Raw genomic sequence first — 16,849 nt, forward strand, 5'->3', positions numbered from 1 at the left:
CCCCCTTTCTAAAAGTTCTTTGCATTTGGTTTATTGAAACCATATTGTTCAAAGAATTCTTCTCTAAAATCACCGAGTCGATCTTCTCTAATGGCTTCACGCACTTGCCTCATTAAGTTTAACAGAAAATAAAGATTATGATAAGTCGTAAGTCTAAAACCAAAAGTTTCGTTGGCTTTGACTAAATGACGGATGTACGCCCGGCTGTAATTCCGGCACGTATGGCAGTCACAATTTTCATCAATCGGGCGGAAATCGCGGGCATATTTTGCATTGCGGACAACGAGACGGCCCTGGGAGGTCATCAATGTACCATTTCTGGCAATACGTGTCGGCAGGACACAGTCAAACATGTCAATGCCGCGGATGCTTCCGTCGATCAGGGAATCCGGTGAACCGACGCCCATCAGGTAACGGGGCTTTTCATCCGGAAGAAGCGGTGTCGTAAAGTCGAGCACACGGTTCATGACATCTTTCGGCTCCCCTACAGACAAGCCTCCGATAGCATAGCCGGGGAAGTCCATGGACGTCAGGTCACGGGCGCTCTGCTGACGAAGATCTTCGTATTCCCCGCCCTGGATGATTCCGAACAAGCCTTGATCATGAGGACGCTTGTGACCTTCCAGACATCTCTCTGCCCAGCGGCTCGTCCGTTCTACAGAGTCTTTCATATATTTGTGTTCAGCTGGATACGGCGGGCATTCATCAAAGGCCATCATAATATCCGCGCCAAGAGAGTTTTGAATGTGCATCGCTTTTTCCGGAGAAAGGAACAGCTTCTCTCCACTGATGTGGTTGCGGAAGTGCACCCCCTCTTCTTCAATCTGACGCAGGTCGCTCAAGCTGAACACCTGGAAACCGCCGGAATCCGTTAAAATGGAGCCGTTCCAATTCATAAATTTATGAAGGCCGCCGGCTTCCTCCACAATATCCTCCCCGGGCCTGAGCCACAGGTGGTACGTGTTGGAAAGGATGATCTGAGCCCCCATCCGTTCCAGTTCCTCGGGACTCATCGTCTTCACTGTAGCAAGAGTACCGACAGGCATAAACATCGGGGTTTCGAAAGAGCCATGTGGTGTATGGACTTTTCCGAGGCGCGCGCCTGTCTGCTTACAAGTTTTGATTAATTCATATGTGATTGCCATTTTTCCTATCCTTTCTTCCATAGATCATCCTGATCATTTAATAAACATAGCATCCCCGAAGCTGAAGAAACGATAGCGCTCCTCGACAGCACGGTGATAGGCTTCCATTACGAAGTCACGGCCGGCAAATGCACTCACCAGCATAATGAGCGTGGATTTCGGAAGGTGGAAGTTTGTAATCAGCCCGTCAATGGCCTGAAGCTTCTGCGGGGGATAAATAAAAATATCCGTCCATCCGCTTGCTTCTGTGAACGTTCCGTAGTCCCTCATGATCGTCTCCAGTGTTCTGGTAGATGTTGTACCCACGGAAATGATTCTTCCGCCGTTTTCGCGGACCCTGTTCAGCTGATCGGCGGTTTCACGGCTGAGCTGATAAAATTCCGCATGCATATCATGCTCTTCGATATGATCGACGCTCACCGGGCGGAATGTTCCAAGACCGACGTGCAGTGTCAGGTAGGCAAGCTCCACCCCTTTTTCCTGCAGCTCTTCTAAAAGAGCGTTCGTAAAATGAAGCCCTGCTGTTGGAGCGGCTGCTGAGCCTTCTTCTTTCGCATAGACCGTCTGGTACCGTTCTCTGTCCGACAGCTGCTCTTTAATGTAAGGAGGCAGCGGCATTTCACCAAGAGATTCAAGGACTTCCAGAAAGATGCCTTCGTAGCTGAACTTCACTTTCCGTCCGCCATGCTCCTGGATTTCCGTACATTCAGCCGTAAGCTTTCCGTCCCCGAAGACGATTTTCGTTCCTTCCTTCACCTTTTTCGCTGGTTTCACAAGGACTTCCCATTCATCTTCCTCTGTCTGATGCAGCAGAAGAACTTCGACTTTCCCTCCGCTGTCTTCCTTCACCCCGAACAACCGGGCTGGAAGGACACGTGTGTCGTTCAATACAAGACAGTCCCCGGAATTCAAGTCTTCCGTAATATCAGCAAAGTGCTTATGCTCGATGTTCTCTGTGCTGCGGTCGCAGACCATCAATCGGGAAGAGGAGCGGTCCTCAAGCGGAACCTGCGCAATCAACTCTTCCGGCAGATCGAAATCATACTGCTTAATATCCATACAAATCCCCTATTCTTCCTGAGATAATTCTTCTTTCCTCGTGCCCGATTCCTGCAGGTGCTGCTAAAATCTCCGAATCAAATAAAAAATCAAAGATAAAACAATACTCGCAATAATCGAGGTCATAATCGGAAAATAAAATGTGACATTTCCTTTTTTGAAAGAAAGGTCACCAGGGAGCCTGCCGAACAGACTCCATACGATTCCTATGACAATAAACACAATCCCTATAACAATAAAGATTCTGCCAAACCCCGTCAAGAGCCAGGCACCTCCCTGTTGAAATGGGCATAGGCTTTCGGGGTCACAACCCGGCCGCGCGGTGTGCGCTGGATATAACCGATCTGCAGCAGATACGGTTCGTACACATCTTCGATCGTCTGCGATTCCTCGCCGATCGTCGCTGCAATCGTATCCAGTCCTACAGGGCCGCCCTGAAAGCTGTCCATGATCCCCATCAAAAGTTTGTGATCAATAAAATCAAGTCCTTCAGCATCGACCTGAAGCATCCTCAGCGCTTCCTGTGTCGTCGCTTTGGAGATGACGGTTTCGCCTTTGACCTGGGCAATATCCCGGACCCGTTTCAGGAGCCGGTTGGCAATCCGGGGGGTCCCGCGTGAACGGCGGGCTACTTCGACAGCTGCATCTTTCTCAATCGATACAGAAAAAATTTCCGCCGTCCGCTCTACAATGGAACAGAGCGCTTTCGTATCGTAATATTCCAGGCGGCTGTGTACACCGAAACGGTCCCGGAGAGGTGCGGACAAGAGCCCCGCCCTCGTCGTTGCTCCTACAAGCGTAAAGGGAGGGAGATCAAGGCGCACCGACCTTGCACTCGGCCCGGTCCCGACGACAATATCAAGACAGAAATCCTCCATCGCTGGATAAAGCACTTCCTCAACAGAACGGGGAAGCCGGTGAATTTCATCAATGAAAAGAACGTCCCCCGGCTCAAGAGAGGATAAAATAGCAGCCAAATCCCCGGCCCGTTCGATGGCAGGCCCCGCTGTGGTCCTGAACTGCACACCCATCTCGTTGGCGATAATCGAAGCGAGCGTCGTTTTCCCAAGTCCCGGAGGGCCGTACAAAAGGGCATGATCAAGCGGTTCTTCCCGCATTTTAGCGGCTTCAATAAAGATGCTCAAGTTATTCTTCACCTGATCCTGTCCGATGTACTGACTTAACCTTTCCGGCCTCAGGCTCAGTTCAAGATCCTGATCGGCCTGCTGCTGCTCACCGGATATCATCCGTTCATCCATGGATATGCCTCCTTTTCTTTATGATTTCATCAACATCTGAAGTCCTTGTCTTACGTAATCATCCACGGTACCCTGCTTGGATTTCTCAAGCTGGGTGCGGACCATCTTCACTTCCTTCTCTGTATATCCAAGCGCCTTCAAGGCTTCAATGGCGTCATCGATCAGCTCACGTTTTTCACGCGACGTCAAATCCTCCTGATAGAACAAGGTTTCTTCGTTCTGCTCATCCGGCAGCCATACAATCAGTTTGCCTTTCAAATCAAGGATCATCTGACGGGCGGTCTTCTTACCGACGCCGGGGAATTTAGTCAGGTACTTTTCGTCTTCCTGCTCAATGGCAGAAACAAACTCCGGTACACTGACCGTCCCGAGAATAGCCAGTGCTCCTTTCGGTCCGATCCCGGATACGTTGAGCAATTGGCCGAACAACTGTTTATCTTCCTTTTTCCTAAATCCATACAAGGATTGATTGTCTTCCCGGATATAGTGGTACGTATGTACTTTCACTTCTTGATTCATCTGTGTTTCAAAATGAAAAGGATTGGCACATAAAATCTCGTAACCGATCCCGCTTACTTCTATCGTGATCGACCCTTCTTCAAGCGTCGTCAGCTGACCTTTGATATAACTTATCATCTGCTGCAACCTCTCCTGCTCTCTAGTCTTAACCCTCTTATTGTAACATAGAACCATATGTTCGCCTATGTACACGCACGGAAAATGAAGGGGGTTAAACCGATGGAAATGGGAGAGTATCCATACCGAAAACAGCCGCAGACAGGCTGCGGCTGTTTGTCCTTACATCTGCTTTTCTTCTGAATACTGGTGGACCACCTGCTCAAAGTGGACGGAGTCCTTAATCTTTATGCCATTCTTCAATACATCGATACGCTTGGACTCCAACGGCTTTACAGGAATCGGCTTGAACGACTCGATGACCTTCCCTTCGTTGGGAATCCCTTGAAAAACGGCCAGTTCGCCGTCCTCATTCAATCCAAAATATCCGTGCTGTTTCGTGAGTGGTGATATATCCTCCACCTGCCGTTGAAAAACAATACGATCCAGCTCCTGATTTTCCACTCTCCAGCCTTCATATGAAGCCCAGAAATCCACCATCGACCAGATTGTTTCCTTTTTGGTTGTTGTTTCCACCACTCCATCGAGGTAGTGCTCCTTCAGGACAATCGTCAACTCCAAAGGTTCAGCCTGAACCAGCGTTTCGACGCTCGGTTCTGATGCTTCTTTTTTCGTCTGTTCCACACTTCTCATCAGGGTGTGGTCCTTCCCTTCCAGAACAGCGGGACAACAGGAAGCAAGAATCAGACATACGAGAAGCCAGCTGATGATTCCATAGGCGACAGCTTTCACAGCACTCACCCTCCCAAATAAAAATAACTTCTATTTCCAGTTTGTCCAGAAATAGAAGTTATTATCATAGAAAGGCAGAATCAGGACAATTTTTCGAGAACCGCTTCATCGGCATCGAGGTTATGATACACTTCCTGGACGTCATCGTTGTCCTCAAGCATATCAATCAGCTTCAGCATTTTTTCTACGCCCTCTTCATCGAGTTCTGTATAGGTTTCAGGAATCATCGTCACTTCACTTGTAGAAAACGTGTAGCCGCTTTCTTCCAGCGAAGCTTTCACATCAGAAAAGGCTTCCGGCTCTGTATAAATTTCAAAGCTCTCTTCTGTCGTGTCCATTTCCTCAGCACCTGCTTCAATCACTTCCAGCATGACGTCTTCTTCACCTGCATCCGTTGTGGACCGGTCGATGACAAGATAGCCGGAGCGGTTGAACATAAAGGCGACACAGCCGTTTTCACCAAGATTGCCGTCATTTTTACTGAAGGCATGGCGCACTTCCCCGGCGGTACGGTTTTTATTATCCGTCAGCACTTTGACCATTACAGCTACGCCCCCGGGACCGTATCCTTCATAGGTGAACTCTTCATAGTTGACGCCTTCCAGATCCCCGGTGGCCTTTTTAACGGCCCTTTCGATGTTATCCTTCGGCATATTGTTAGACCTTGCTTTATCTACTGCTATCCGGAGGGCAGGATTGGTTTCCTCATCCCCTCCGCCCTGTTTAGCAGCCATGAAAATTTCACGGGCCAGCTTCATAAAGAGTTTTCCTCTTTTGGCATCCTGAGCCCCTTTACGATGCTTGATATTGCTCCATTTTGAATGGCCTGCCATTGGACATTCTCCTCTCCCCAAAACATTTCTATCTTTCACTATACCATAATCAATTTATGGCATAAAAGCAGGAGGTTTACTCCCGATTGAAGAACTCACGAATCCGTTTTTTCACGGAGTCCGGTGCTTCCGCCGCGTTCAAACGGGCATTCAGATCCTTCATGTGATCCCAGTTGTTATTATTGGTATAGATGGTGAGCTTCTTCTCTGTCAGTTCCCCGGCTTTCTGCTTGATTTTCTCCGTTACGTCGGTATCTCTCCGATCTGTCGGATTGATCATGACGGCAATATACATCGCATCGTCCGTAGAATAGGCCTGAGCCATCGTGACTTCTTTGATTTCATGAATTTTCTCCACGACGGCCATAGCATCTTCATTGTTGAAATCATTATCATGAGATCGGTTCGTCTCCCCGTAACGGGCGTTGCGAAAATCCTTTTCGGCGGTCCGTTTAAAATAGCTGTCCTTACCGGTCGGAATCCGGCCGCTTCTTTCCGTGTCCTCTACTCCCCCGTAGCTGATCGGCTCATAGATTTCATCAGAGGTTCCCTCCGGCTCACGGGCTTCCTCCGATTGACACGCGCTAAAGAGACAGGCAGCAAGCAGCACTCCAATAATTTTCCACATAAAAACATTCTCCTTTTCCCCTTACTATGGGTAAAGAAGAATGTTTTAGTCTGGCAAATCTCACCAAAGTTACTGCGATGGTGCAGGAGGAAGCTGACGCTTATGGGCGGACCGCTTATGCATCGCTTCGATAATTTTACGGTCTTCTTCAGGAATTTCCTCTCCTTTAAGGTGACGGTCGATCATGGCGTAACTGGTACCCATTTCATTTTCGTCCGTCTGACCTTCCCAAAGTCCTGCACTCGGCTGTTTATGAACGACTTCATTCGGTACTCCTAAGTATTCGGCCATCTCTCTTACTTCACCTTTGGTCAGGTTCGCAAGCGGCACAAGGTCGACACCGCCGTCTCCATATTTCGTAAAGTATCCTGTATACCATTCAGCAGCATTATCTGTTCCCACGACAAGATACTTATGGTTGGTGGCAATCGTATAAAGGGTGCTCATCCGCAGCCTTGCTCTCAGGTTGGCATCCGCAAGTTTCAATTGATCCTCATTCAACTGCCCCGCAGCTTCCAGCTGGGTTTGAATGTTTTTGAACATCACGTTATGCGTTTCCGTCAAATCCACCGTCAAAGCTGGAAGATCACAGGCTTCCACTACAAGGCGGGCATGCTCCTGATCTTCTGACTGGCTCTTGCAGGGCATAATCACACCCAGCGAGCGCTCAGGAAATGCTTTTTTAATCAAGTTGGCTACGACTGCGGAATCAATACCGCCGCTCACTCCGACAAGGAGACCGTCTACATGGGCTTCTTTCACTTTATCCTGAAGCCAGGCTGTTATTTGCTGTACTTTTTCTTCCACCGGATTGTTCATCCTTTCACACATATGATAACTAATCATAGCATATGTTCTGCGTATCGGACAAACTTCTTCCGGCTCTCCCAGGCTTTTTCCAGCTTCCTTATCTGTCGGACGAAGGAGCTTTCCTCCCTTAAGCAGCTTCTGTAGCCGTACAGCCATTCGCGCAGGAGATCAGAAGGCACGAGGACACCTTTCCACCAGATTTCACGTTCTTTCACATGAGGAAAATATTGAACCAGCGTGGATCGTTCAGATTCCACGTGAGGGAGGAAACGCTGGGCAAGCTGGATATGATCATAGACGCGCGGTCCCGTATGCAGGAGATCAAAATCAATCATACGGATGGATTGGTCACGAGTGACGATGAAATTATGATGCGCGACATCCCCGTGGAGCCATTCATGATTATCCCAGGCTCGTTCTTCTATCTCCCCCCACGGACAATCAGAGAAGGCCTCCAGCCTCCGCTCCACGAGGGAAGATATATCCTGAAACATCTGGCGTCTGCCAAAATCCGTAAAAACATCTTTCGTTTCCAAAAACTGCTCCAGCCTCCGCTCCCATTTCACATACAATGGATCTTTCGGGATCGACAGGACCGCGATGCCTTTCGTTGTACGGTGGAATTGATGCAGGATACGGACCGCTTTCTTCCGATCCTGATGCCGGTCAAAGTCTGCATGCCTACCTTCCATCCGTTCAAACAAAGCCCAGTCACAGCCTAATTTCCCCAGCGTGAAGGTTTCCGGACGGAACGGAACCGGGCGGGCGGCTGTCCGGGAAGCATAATTCCAGTGTTCAAAGAAGTCGATCTGCTGCTGTATCACATGAAGCCTCCGATAGCCCTTCAAAATCATCGGTCTTCCTGCAAACGATACTTTGTAAACTTTAGGCTTGATGGTACGTTCAAACACGACAGGAAGATTTTCTTCTTTTTGTATCCAATGAAAAAGGCGATCCGTGTATGAATCGCCCTTTTTGTATTCAGCTTTCATCTACATCATCGTCTCTCCAGGGCTGCGGCATCCCCTGACCGGCCTGTTGAGGGTTCCATGGTCCCATCTGAGGGTAAGGACCCCACCCTTGGTATGGCTGCTGTCCCCAGCCTTGCTGAGGATATTGATGGTGCTGAGGGTGCTGCGGGTGCTGCGGATATGGCTGCCCCCAGCCGCCCGGCTGCTGCATACCGCCATAAGGCATCTGCTGCCATGGATGTTGAGGGTGATATGGGTGATGTCCAGGATGATGGCCGCCGTACGCAGGACCATAGCCTTTTACAGAATCCCCATCACAGCCGCAGTCCTCATCCGACTGGGCGCCCTGCACCATATCATCATCCGACTCGAAGTCGTCTCCATACATCGGCTGCCCCATTGGATGCTGCATCGGCTGCTGCATGGGATGCGGCATCCCACCATATGGCATCGGCATCATAACCGGATAAGGAGGACAGCAGTAGTAATCCGTATGAACCAGTTGAGGCTGCATCGGAGGGCAGTAGGGCTGCTGCATCGGCTGATACTGCTCTCCTTTTACTTCCTCTTTTGGCGACTCTGGTGATTCCGGGGATTCTTCAGGTTTCGGCCCCGGCATTTGAGGAAGGTGGAAGGTTGTATAATAATTCTGCATCTGCTGATCGATACTCGGCATGGTGATCGGCATATTCATATGGATCGGCTGCATCGGCTGCATGGGCTGCATCGGTTTTTCCTTTACCCCTTTAGGCGCAGGCTTTTTCTCATCTTCTTTAATGGAGGGAATAGGCTTTGCCTTTTCCTTATAAGGGGCTGAAGGCAATTCCTTTGCAGGCGCCTGAGCCTTTGGTGCTTCTTTCTTAACAGGCTTTGTACCTTGAGGGACTTTGATTTTCATACCCGGCATAATCATATCAGGATTGGAAAGCTGGGTATTTACGGATTTTAACTCCTCAAAGTCAACCCCATATTTCTTGGCTATGTTCCAGAGTGTATCTCCTTTTTGTACAATGTGAATTCTCACAATTGCAACTCCCTTCCTGTCATTGCTGAGGAACAATAAAACAAAAATAACTTCATAACACTCTATGCAGCACAAGCCGAAAGTTTGATGAAAAAGCCTATAATAATTTCTATAAAATATAAACAAACCCCGGATGTCCCTGCCACAGCAGGGATTCCGGGGTTTTCAGGTTCAAGCTTTATGGACAGGCGCAGGGATGTCGATTTGATAGCTTGGATACGTCCCAATCACCTTCAAGCGGCAGCCAAGGGCTTCCAGCTCCGCCTGTACACCTGGGAACAGCACTTGATCATAGGGCTGATCCACATCTATTAGGAAAAAGTAGTTGCCAAGACCGGTTTTCATTGGTCTCGACTCGATTTTTGATAAGTTCATCTTTCTCCAGGCAAAAGCTGCAAGCACTTGATGCAGGGCACCGACATAATCTTTAGGCAGTGTCACCATGACTGTCGTCTTATGTTTGCTGACAGGATGGTCCTTCACCTTCAACGTCTGCGGGTTCTTCTGGACGACAGCAAATCGTGTGTGGTTGTTATCATAATCATGGATATCCGTATCCAGGAAGGTCAGTCCATTCCCTTCTGCAGCCAGGTGGTTCGCAATAGCCGCCACTCCGTCACGCTCGGCTGCCACAAGCTCGGCTGCTTTAGCTGTTGAGGCTGTATATTCAATCTCAGCGTTCGGATAGTGTTTGTGAAGGTATTCGTGACACTGGGCAATGGCGTGGCTGTGGGAATACACCTTACGGATCTCTTCCCCGTTCCTTGCCGGATGTACTAGTAGATGCTGCTTAATAGGTACGGTCAGTTCTGCAATAATAGACTGATCCACCTGATGGGCTAAATAATCGATCGTCAAATGGACGGAGCCTTCAATCGCATTTTCAAGCGGAACAACGGCTGTTCCTATTTCGCCACGCTCCACCGCATCCAGGCAGGATGGAATGCTCTCATAAGCCATGAATGACCCGCCGTCAAATAAAGCATCCACCGCCATTTTTGTAAACGTCCCCTGGGGTCCCAAGTACCCAATCTGCTGTTCCGACATGATTTCCCCTCCAATTAAGCTCCTGAACTTAAAATTTCAACACGATCGACGAAATCGAGTTTATGGAGCTGTTGTAACAATTTCTCGATGCTTTCCTTCATTCCTGACGTATTTAAGGAGAGAGTCACATTGGCCTTGCCCTGAAGTGGGATTGTCTGGTGGATGGTCAGGACGTTACAGCCTGATTCCGCCACCGTCATCAATAAATTCGACAATGTCCCGCTCCGGTCTTCTAAATGGAAGAAAAGAGTGATCATCTGTTCTTTTACCATGGCCTGGAAAGGAAAAACCGCATCCCGGTATTTATAAAACGCACTCCGGGATAATCCCACATGCTTGACCGCTTCATAAATCGAGCCGACTTTGCCTCTTTCCAGCAGCTCCTTAGCCTCAATCGTCTTCATCATCGCTTCCGGGAGAATATCACTACGGACTAAATAAAACGTTTCGTTATAATCCGCCATGACCTCTTCCTCCCTTCTTAATCCACAAATTCGAATTCATAATCCATGAGTCTTACCGTATCGCCATCTTTTGCTCCCCGTTTTCTGAGGGCTTCGTCCACGCCCATGCTGCGCATCTGACGGGCAAAACGATTGATGGACTGGTCCCTGGAGAAGTCTGTCCGTCTGAACAAGGATTCGATTTTCTCTCCATATAACACGTAGGCCCCATCATCGGCCCGCGTCACTTTGAATGGAGCTTCTTCTTTTTCAAACTTATAAAGGACACGTTCATCGACTTCTTCCAGTTCTTCTTCCTGCTTCGGCATTTGATCGAGCTTATCAGCCACTGCATAAAGCAGTTCATCAAGACCGTCACGCGTCACGGTGGAAATCGGATAGATGCCGATTTCCTGATCCCCGAGCTGCTCTTTGAAGAGCTCAAGGTTATCCTCTGCTCCAGGCATATCCATTTTGTTAGCGACAATAAGCTGCGGACGGTTCTTCAACCGCTCATCGTAGGAGGATAGTTCCTGATTGATCGTTACATAATCCTCGTAGGGGTCACGGCCTTCCATAGCCGACATATCAATGACGTGAAGAAGAAGCCGGGTACGTTCTACGTGGCGCAGGAATTGGTGGCCGAGTCCGACCCCTTCGTGAGCTCCTTCAATCAGTCCGGGAAGGTCAGCCATCACAAAACTCCTGTGATCCTGGCTTTCTACGACGCCTAAATTCGGTGCCAGTGTCGTAAAATGGTAATCCGCGATTTTCGGACGTGCTGCGGTGACGACCGAAAGGAATGTAGACTTTCCGACACTTGGAAAACCGACAAGCCCTACATCAGCAAGCAGTTTCAATTCCACCACGACATCCAGTTCTTCCCCTGGTTCGCCATTTTCAGCAATTTCAGGAGCCGGGTTTCTCGGACTTGCGAAACGGGCGTTTCCACGTCCCCCGCGTCCACCTTTGGCGATGACCGCTCTCTGCTTATGTTCCGTCAAATCGGCGATGACTTTATCAGAGTCCGCGCTTTTTACTGTTGTTCCCGGCGGCACACTGATGACAAGCGGCTCGGCGTTTTTTCCGTGCTGCTTCTGATTCATTCCATTTTGTCCGCGCACCGCTTTAAAATGGTGCTGGTACCGGAAGTCCATGAGCGTGTTCAAGCCCTCGTCCACTTCGAAGACCACGTCGCCTCCGTTACCGCCGTCGCCTCCGGCAGGACCTCCTTTTGGTACATATTTTTCACGGCGGTAGGCGACAAGACCATTTCCGCCGTCTCCACCTTTTACAAATACTTTAACCTGATCGACAAACATTTGTATTCACCTCTTCATTCTATTGTCATTTCAATAGAAAGTTCTTTCCTGTCATAAATGGAAGCGACAAACCCTTCATCCTGAAGGGATCCCAGCACGGAATCGGGTTCGGGAAAGCGTCCATCCCATTCCCAGCTTACACCGAGAGCCCCTTGTCCTCCACGATAAAGGGTCACAGTCCCTTCATAAAGTTCATCTTGATCCTTATACTTTTCCATTATTTCCATCATACGCCTGCCATAAGCAGCCAGTGTCTGATCATGACTGGATAAATCAAGCCCCTGCTCCAGCGAATAGGTGAGGCGGAACGACTGGTACGACCAGTTGAACGTGAGAAGCCATAACGAAAATTCAACCGCTTCTGCATTCAACAGCCTGCGTTCTTCCTCCGATTCTGCCTTCACAGTATCCAGCAGATCCATCAGACGATCGTGCTTCCCAAGCGAAGCATACCCTTGAATCAATTGAATTTGATTCATCCAGTCATGACGCTTATGTCTAAGCAGTCCGATGATCTCTTTCTCCTCCATCGTGTCAACTCCCTCGAACACCCATAATAATAAAAAGTATAGCAGAGATTACAGCCGGCAAAAACAGTTCCGGGAAAATTCTGCCGGGGGTTTCCTGACGGTTGCGGAGCCTGGAAAAGCAGATATAAAAAAGCCGCGCTTTGCTTTCTGCAATAAGCGCGGCTTTTGCTGCACGAAATTATTCGTTTACGCTTCCTGTGCTACAGGATAAACGCTGACTTTTTTACGGTTGCGTCCGTAACGTTCGAACTTAACAACACCGTCTACTTTCGCAAACAATGTGTCATCTCCACCACGGCCAACGTTGGCTCCTGGATAGATTTTCGTACCGCGCTGGCGGTAAAGGATAGAACCAGCGGATGCGTGCTGTCCGTCTGCGCGTTTAGCTCCAAGACGCTTGGACTCAGAGTCACGACCGTTCTTTGTACTACCTACACCCTTCTTCTGGGCGAAAAACTGCAAATCAAGACGTAGCATGAGTCTTCACCTCCTTATCGTTGGGATATATGAATATATTGATCGTAATCTTGTTCAATCGTTTGTAAGGAAACCTGCATGCCTTCCAAAAGCGTCTGGGCTTTCGTTTTTACCGGCTCCTGCAGATTGTCGGGGAGTGTGATTTTCAAATAACCACCCTCGCCTCCCTGTACAACATGAGGTTCGAATTCACAAAGGCTTACAATAGCATTGACGGCTCCGAATGAGACAGCTGACACAGCAGCACAGACTAAGTCATGGCCGTAGGGTCCGCTTTCTGCATGACCGGATATTTCAAAACCTGTAATATCCCCTTGTGAGCGAAACATGGATACTTTAATCATCCGGAACGATCCTTACGCGTTGATTTCATCAACGATAAGTTTCGTGTACGGCTGACGGTGACCCTGCTTGCGCTTGTAGTTCTTCTTAGGCTTGTATTTGAAGACAGTCAACTTCTTCTGTAGGCCTTGTTTTTCAACTTTAGCTGTTACAGAAGCACCGTCTACGAATGGAGCACCAACTTTTGTATCGTCTCCACCTACGAATAGAACTTTGTCAAAAGTGACCGTTTCGCCAGCTTCCACGTCCATTTTCTCAACGTAGATTTCCTGACCCTGTTCAACTTTTACCTGCTTACCACCAGTTTCAATAATTGCGTACATACCTGCACCTCCTCAATATACTCAGACTCGCCATTCAGGTACCGTTTCCGGTTTAAAACCTGTTCTGCGCGGTTGTAGCAGCGGGTGCTACTAGAATAACAAAATAATGTTACCACAGATCAAAACAAGTTGTCAACACGTGCATCACGGCTTTCCGCCACTTCTTTAACCATGTCGGAAGACCCTTCAAGCTCTATCTGCCAGCCGTGGATTTGGTCGTCCACCCTGACAAACAGCTCCTGTGGAATTTTACTAGATACAGCCTCAGAAAACAAGCGTTTTTTTATTTTCAGACATGCAGGATGAACGGCCAAAAGGACAGCTTCTGTATCGCCAAGCTCCATCAATGCGCGCTCCAGCTGAAAAACCATCGTCTCATAGGTAAACATATTTTCTTTCCGGGCCGCAAGAAGAGAGAACGGCGGCGCTTCTTCCTTTTTCCTCGTCATCTCCATAAGTCCGAGTTTTGTAAGTCCGTGGACGACGGTGGAGACAGGATCCTTTCTCATCTGCTGCCGCCATATGCGCTCCAGCTTTTTGTTATGATCCGGATGGTTCATGGAAATGAAATCAATCATAATGATTCCGGAAAGATTCCTCAAACGGATCTGTCTTTGAATTTCCTCAACGGCTTTCAGATTCACATCCAGAGCCTGGGCATTGGAAAAAGACCGGCCTTTGAACTGGCTGCTGTTGACGTCGATCACCACCATAGCCTCGGTTTGTTCGATAACGAGCGTAATCCCCTCTTTCGTTTGAACTTCCGGCTGAAGGAGAGCCTTTTGGAGCGTGTGGATCGGTACAGGCAGATGCTTTTCCAAGTCTTTGACCCATTGAACACTGCCGGCCAGGGCCGGCAGACGCTTCTTTACACGGTTCGCTGTCTCGATGTCGTCGATGAGGACCTGATCAATGGAGGAAACCGGGAACCTCCTCAACCACTGGTCCGGCAGAAAATCCTCCTGCCAGATGCACCCCGGTTTCTCCGCCGTGCCATCCACTGTACGCTTCCACTCCTCTTTTAAACGCTGCCATTCTTCCATTAAGGATTCTCTGGATGCATCTTTGGCTCCAGTTCGAACAATCATGCCTTCCGGTTCTTCAAGAATAGGGTGAAATAAAGCCTGGAGGTCCGACTGTTCAGATGGGGACAGCTTTTTGGAGAGCGCCGTTGTTCCGCCATAAGGTCTGTAGACCATATGGATTCCTGCAAGAGTCACATCCGCGGTTACTTTCGCTCCTTTATCACCGGCAGGGTCCTTCTCGACCTGGACGTACAGACGCTCTCCGACCTTCACCCTGCTTTCGATTTTCCCTTCTCCCCATGGAATCGAATTCCCCCGGAGAAATGCTTTTTTCTCTAAACCGATATCCACAAAGGCCGCCTGCAGGCCTTGATCGATCTGGGCGATCACACCGCAGTAAATAGAGCCCGTGAGCGTACGCGCTCCGGGCCTGTCCATTTTATATTCCTGAACCTTTCCACCCTCTACAAGCAGCCCGGTTCGTTCTGTCGTTTTCGTCTGTATGATCAACGTTCGCATGCCATCCCTCTTTTTAAGCAAATTGGCGGATGTCCTTAAACTTTAAGTACGGCTGCTTATTTTCGAAATAAGCGCGCAGACATTCCTGTTCATCTACTATATAAAAGTGGGGCGCCTGTTTCAATATATACTTCACCCTCCGGTTGGGACGGACGTGTTTCACAGCATCCATGATCCGCATATCCGGAGACACGTGCTGGTATTCCGTCTTCATCCCTTCCCTGTCTTGATAGGCGCAGAAGAGCAGGTAGCGCATATGGCTGAACGCTCGCTTCCTCCATTCCAGAACGTGTTCTGTAATGAGAAAGGCTGTGAGAAGGACGGCTGCAAGCGTCCACCGCTGTTCAAGGAACAACCACCCGGCCGCCGCTGTCAAAATGAGCGCAGAAAAAAGAAGCGTCCTTTTCAAGCTCTTTTGGAAGGAGTACATCCGGCAGAAGAAATAGAAGATGAGTTTGCCGCCATCCAGCGGCCATACAGGCAACAGGTTAAAACACAGGATCAAGGTGTTGTAAAACAAGGCCGTCGTTATGAAAGGGTGCGGTCCCGCCCCCATTGCAATGCCGTAAAGAAGAAGATAGATCCAAAGATGCTGAAGGGGCCCTGCGAGGACGACGGCTGCCTGCTCCTTAAACGGGCGGGTGTGGTGCTCCTCACTGACAACCGCTCCGCCGAACAGCCAGATTTCAAGCTTTTCCACCCGCCAGTTGAAATGACGGGCCGTCCAAAAATGACCCATTTCATGAATGAAGACGATGGAGAATAAAAGAATAAAATCAAGAATGGCTCCTGTAAGAATAGCTGAGAAAGCCAGCAGAAAGAAAAGAGGGTGGATATGAAGCCAGCCGGCCACCCTAAGATCCTTCATTTACTTTAATCACCTGAACCGGATCCAGGTACGTGTTGTCTTTTTCTATGGCAAAGAAAAATTCAGCCGTTTCTCCCTCTTCTGCTTTCACAGAACCGAGTCCACCCTGAGACTGAACATTTTCATACAAATACACATCGATCTCGGACAAATAGCCGTAGGTCGTTTCCGTGCCATCCTGGTGCTGCAGGACAACCGTCTTTCCTGAGTCGGGGTCATTTCCGGCAAACACGACCGTTCCTTCTCTGACAGCGCGCACTTTGGAATCACTGGCTGTCGTCAAAATGATGCCCTTCCCATCGTTTTGGAAAGGGGTGGTCACTGTTCCGTTCACAGGCATGGCAAGGGGCTCTTCCACCTGCTCTTCTTTCGGTTTCATAACTTGCAGAGGATCCCCAAACCGGTCATTGTACCAGGCCGTAACTTTAGCAAATGGAAACTCATCCGTCATCTGTCCAGCCGCCCAGTCCGCTGGTGCTTTCAAAAGGGCGGCACTGGAATGTGTACCAGCGGCCATGACGGCAAATAACAGTACAGAAAAGAACACCTGCAGGCCGATCCGGCTGCTCCGGCTGTTTTCTGCTGGTTCCCTTGGAGGGCCCACATCAACATCATTGGTTATCAACGGCGGAAACCCATGGACCTCCTCATCCTGGGGAGGCTGATAAACCGGACCTGTCCGCGGTGCCTGCCGGTCCAGCCTCTTTTTCTTCCGGCCAGCTATATTCCTCCGTACATCTCTTATGTTCTTATTCACACTCAAACCCCTCTCTATGGCCCTTTTTTCTATTATTCTATGGGACAAGGGGTTGGTTTATTAATCCTTTCTCGCTTCAGAAGAGCCGGTGTCGTTACA

General features: G+C 49.1%; 21 protein-coding genes and 1 other annotated feature. All 21 genes read right to left on the minus strand.

Going from position 1 to position 16,849, the window contains the following annotated elements; genetic code table 11:
- Positions 1–8: 8 nt before the first annotated feature.
- Positions 9–1,145 carry a tRNA guanosine(34) transglycosylase Tgt gene (gene tgt / locus ACXAJH_RS05900; protein WP_474969086.1) on the minus strand — a complete coding sequence of 379 codons (1,137 nt, stop codon included), beginning with the start codon at positions 1,143–1,145 and terminating at the stop codon, positions 9–11.
- A gap of 33 nt (positions 1,146–1,178) precedes the next feature.
- Positions 1,179–2,204: a tRNA preQ1(34) S-adenosylmethionine ribosyltransferase-isomerase QueA gene (gene queA / locus ACXAJH_RS05905; protein ID WP_474969087.1), complete on the minus strand. Its 1,026-nt coding sequence runs from the start codon at positions 2,202–2,204 to the stop codon at positions 1,179–1,181.
- A 63-nt stretch (positions 2,205–2,267) separates the two neighbouring features.
- A complete protein-coding gene (locus tag ACXAJH_RS05910) occupies positions 2,268–2,465 on the minus strand; it encodes a DUF2905 domain-containing protein (protein WP_027955281.1) in 198 nt (65 codons plus the stop codon).
- Positions 2,462–3,463, minus strand: coding sequence for a Holliday junction branch migration DNA helicase RuvB (gene ruvB, locus ACXAJH_RS05915; RefSeq protein ID WP_474969088.1), 1,002 nt, complete (start codon positions 3,461–3,463; stop codon positions 2,462–2,464). The genes ACXAJH_RS05910 and ruvB overlap by 4 nt, the downstream gene beginning before the upstream one ends.
- A gap of 18 nt (positions 3,464–3,481) precedes the next feature.
- Positions 3,482–4,099 carry a Holliday junction branch migration protein RuvA gene (gene ruvA / locus ACXAJH_RS05920; protein ID WP_474971194.1) on the minus strand — a complete coding sequence of 206 codons (618 nt, stop codon included), beginning with the start codon at positions 4,097–4,099 and terminating at the stop codon, positions 3,482–3,484.
- A gap of 162 nt (positions 4,100–4,261) precedes the next feature.
- Positions 4,262–4,840: a BofC C-terminal domain-containing protein gene (locus ACXAJH_RS05925; RefSeq protein WP_474993300.1), complete on the minus strand. Its 579-nt coding sequence runs from the start codon at positions 4,838–4,840 to the stop codon at positions 4,262–4,264.
- Between the two features lie 71 nt (positions 4,841–4,911).
- Positions 4,912–5,664, minus strand: a complete 753-nt coding sequence (locus ACXAJH_RS05930; RefSeq protein ID WP_474969091.1) for a YebC/PmpR family DNA-binding transcriptional regulator — start codon at positions 5,662–5,664, stop codon at positions 4,912–4,914.
- Positions 5,665–5,740: 76 nt separating this feature from the next.
- Positions 5,741–6,292: a YhcN/YlaJ family sporulation lipoprotein gene (locus tag ACXAJH_RS05935; RefSeq protein ID WP_474969092.1), complete on the minus strand. Its 552-nt coding sequence runs from the start codon at positions 6,290–6,292 to the stop codon at positions 5,741–5,743.
- 69 nt (positions 6,293–6,361) lie between these two features.
- A complete protein-coding gene (nadE, locus tag ACXAJH_RS05940; RefSeq protein WP_474993302.1) occupies positions 6,362–7,099 on the minus strand; it encodes an NAD(+) synthase in 738 nt (245 codons plus the stop codon).
- A 35-nt stretch (positions 7,100–7,134) separates the two neighbouring features.
- Positions 7,135–8,094: a phosphotransferase gene (locus ACXAJH_RS05945; protein ID WP_474989461.1), complete on the minus strand. Its 960-nt coding sequence runs from the start codon at positions 8,092–8,094 to the stop codon at positions 7,135–7,137.
- Positions 8,084–9,097, minus strand: coding sequence for a SafA/ExsA family spore coat assembly protein (gene safA, locus ACXAJH_RS05950; RefSeq protein ID WP_474989463.1), 1,014 nt, complete (start codon positions 9,095–9,097; stop codon positions 8,084–8,086). Before safA ends, ACXAJH_RS05945 begins: the two co-directional genes overlap by 11 nt.
- Before the next feature lie 171 nt (positions 9,098–9,268).
- Positions 9,269–10,144, minus strand: coding sequence for a prephenate dehydratase (gene pheA / locus ACXAJH_RS05955; RefSeq protein ID WP_474989465.1), 876 nt, complete (start codon positions 10,142–10,144; stop codon positions 9,269–9,271).
- 14 nt (positions 10,145–10,158) lie between these two features.
- Positions 10,159–10,608 (minus strand): ACT domain-containing protein, encoded by a 450-nt coding sequence (locus tag ACXAJH_RS05960; RefSeq protein WP_027955271.1) that lies wholly within the window; start codon positions 10,606–10,608, stop codon positions 10,159–10,161.
- Between the two features lie 17 nt (positions 10,609–10,625).
- Positions 10,626–11,909 carry a GTPase ObgE gene (gene obgE / locus ACXAJH_RS05965; protein WP_474989467.1) on the minus strand — a complete coding sequence of 428 codons (1,284 nt, stop codon included), beginning with the start codon at positions 11,907–11,909 and terminating at the stop codon, positions 10,626–10,628.
- Between the two features lie 14 nt (positions 11,910–11,923).
- Positions 11,924–12,439: a Spo0B domain-containing protein gene (locus ACXAJH_RS05970; protein WP_474969097.1), complete on the minus strand. Its 516-nt coding sequence runs from the start codon at positions 12,437–12,439 to the stop codon at positions 11,924–11,926.
- A gap of 186 nt (positions 12,440–12,625) precedes the next feature.
- Positions 12,626–12,916, minus strand: a complete 291-nt coding sequence (rpmA, locus tag ACXAJH_RS05975; protein ID WP_027955268.1) for a 50S ribosomal protein L27 — start codon at positions 12,914–12,916, stop codon at positions 12,626–12,628.
- A gap of 14 nt (positions 12,917–12,930) precedes the next feature.
- On the minus strand, positions 12,931–13,260 hold the full coding sequence (locus ACXAJH_RS05980; RefSeq protein ID WP_474969098.1) for a ribosomal-processing cysteine protease Prp: 330 nt from the start codon (positions 13,258–13,260) through the stop codon (positions 12,931–12,933).
- A gap of 12 nt (positions 13,261–13,272) precedes the next feature.
- Entirely contained in the window at positions 13,273–13,581 is a 309-nt protein-coding gene (gene rplU, locus ACXAJH_RS05985) for a 50S ribosomal protein L21 (protein ID WP_474969099.1), read from the minus strand.
- Between the two features lie 13 nt (positions 13,582–13,594).
- Positions 13,595–13,665 (minus strand) — a sequence feature (ribosomal protein L21 leader region).
- Positions 13,666–13,700: 35 nt separating this feature from the next.
- A complete protein-coding gene (locus ACXAJH_RS05990; protein WP_474993304.1) occupies positions 13,701–15,125 on the minus strand; it encodes a ribonuclease E/G in 1,425 nt (474 codons plus the stop codon).
- Between the two features lie 13 nt (positions 15,126–15,138).
- Entirely contained in the window at positions 15,139–15,993 is an 855-nt protein-coding gene (locus ACXAJH_RS05995; protein ID WP_474993305.1) for a site-2 protease family protein, read from the minus strand.
- The gene (locus ACXAJH_RS06000) at positions 15,980–16,750 is read right to left on the minus strand and encodes a peptidoglycan DD-metalloendopeptidase family protein (RefSeq protein ID WP_474993307.1); all 771 of its coding nucleotides are present in this window, start codon (positions 16,748–16,750) and stop codon (positions 15,980–15,982) included. The genes ACXAJH_RS05995 and ACXAJH_RS06000 overlap by 14 nt, the downstream gene beginning before the upstream one ends.
- Between the last annotated feature and the right edge of the window lie 99 nt (positions 16,751–16,849).

The organism is Halobacillus sp. ABD4_316, assembly GCF_056161385.1.

What these genes read in the sequence shown, in the direction of transcription:
- tgt (WP_474969086.1), bottom strand. Translation starts at nt 1,145, where the DNA reads ATGGCAATCACATATGAATTAATCAAAACTTGTAAGCAGACAGGCGCG.
- queA (WP_474969087.1), bottom strand. Translation starts at nt 2,204, where the DNA reads ATGGATATTAAGCAGTATGATTTCGATCTGCCGGAAGAGTTGATTGCG.
- ruvB (WP_474969088.1), bottom strand. Translation starts at nt 3,463, where the DNA reads ATGGATGAACGGATGATATCCGGTGAGCAGCAGCAGGCCGATCAGGAT.
- ruvA (WP_474971194.1), bottom strand. Translation starts at nt 4,099, where the DNA reads ATGATAAGTTATATCAAAGGTCAGCTGACGACGCTTGAAGAAGGGTCG.
- ACXAJH_RS05930 (WP_474969091.1), bottom strand. Translation starts at nt 5,664, where the DNA reads ATGGCAGGCCATTCAAAATGGAGCAATATCAAGCATCGTAAAGGGGCT.
- ACXAJH_RS05935 (WP_474969092.1), bottom strand. Translation starts at nt 6,292, where the DNA reads ATGTGGAAAATTATTGGAGTGCTGCTTGCTGCCTGTCTCTTTAGCGCG.
- ACXAJH_RS05945 (WP_474989461.1), bottom strand. Translation starts at nt 8,094, where the DNA reads ATGAAAGCTGAATACAAAAAGGGCGATTCATACACGGATCGCCTTTTT.
- pheA (WP_474989465.1), bottom strand. Translation starts at nt 10,144, where the DNA reads ATGTCGGAACAGCAGATTGGGTACTTGGGACCCCAGGGGACGTTTACA.
- ACXAJH_RS05960 (WP_027955271.1), bottom strand. Translation starts at nt 10,608, where the DNA reads ATGGCGGATTATAACGAAACGTTTTATTTAGTCCGTAGTGATATTCTC.
- obgE (WP_474989467.1), bottom strand. Translation starts at nt 11,909, where the DNA reads ATGTTTGTCGATCAGGTTAAAGTATTTGTAAAAGGTGGAGACGGCGGA.
- ACXAJH_RS05970 (WP_474969097.1), bottom strand. Translation starts at nt 12,439, where the DNA reads ATGGAGGAGAAAGAGATCATCGGACTGCTTAGACATAAGCGTCATGAC.
- rpmA (WP_027955268.1), bottom strand. Translation starts at nt 12,916, where the DNA reads ATGCTACGTCTTGATTTGCAGTTTTTCGCCCAGAAGAAGGGTGTAGGT.
- ACXAJH_RS05980 (WP_474969098.1), bottom strand. Translation starts at nt 13,260, where the DNA reads ATGATTAAAGTATCCATGTTTCGCTCACAAGGGGATATTACAGGTTTT.
- rplU (WP_474969099.1), bottom strand. Translation starts at nt 13,581, where the DNA reads ATGTACGCAATTATTGAAACTGGTGGTAAGCAGGTAAAAGTTGAACAG.
- ACXAJH_RS05990 (WP_474993304.1), bottom strand. Translation starts at nt 15,125, where the DNA reads ATGCGAACGTTGATCATACAGACGAAAACGACAGAACGAACCGGGCTG.
- ACXAJH_RS05995 (WP_474993305.1), bottom strand. Translation starts at nt 15,993, where the DNA reads ATGAAGGATCTTAGGGTGGCCGGCTGGCTTCATATCCACCCTCTTTTC.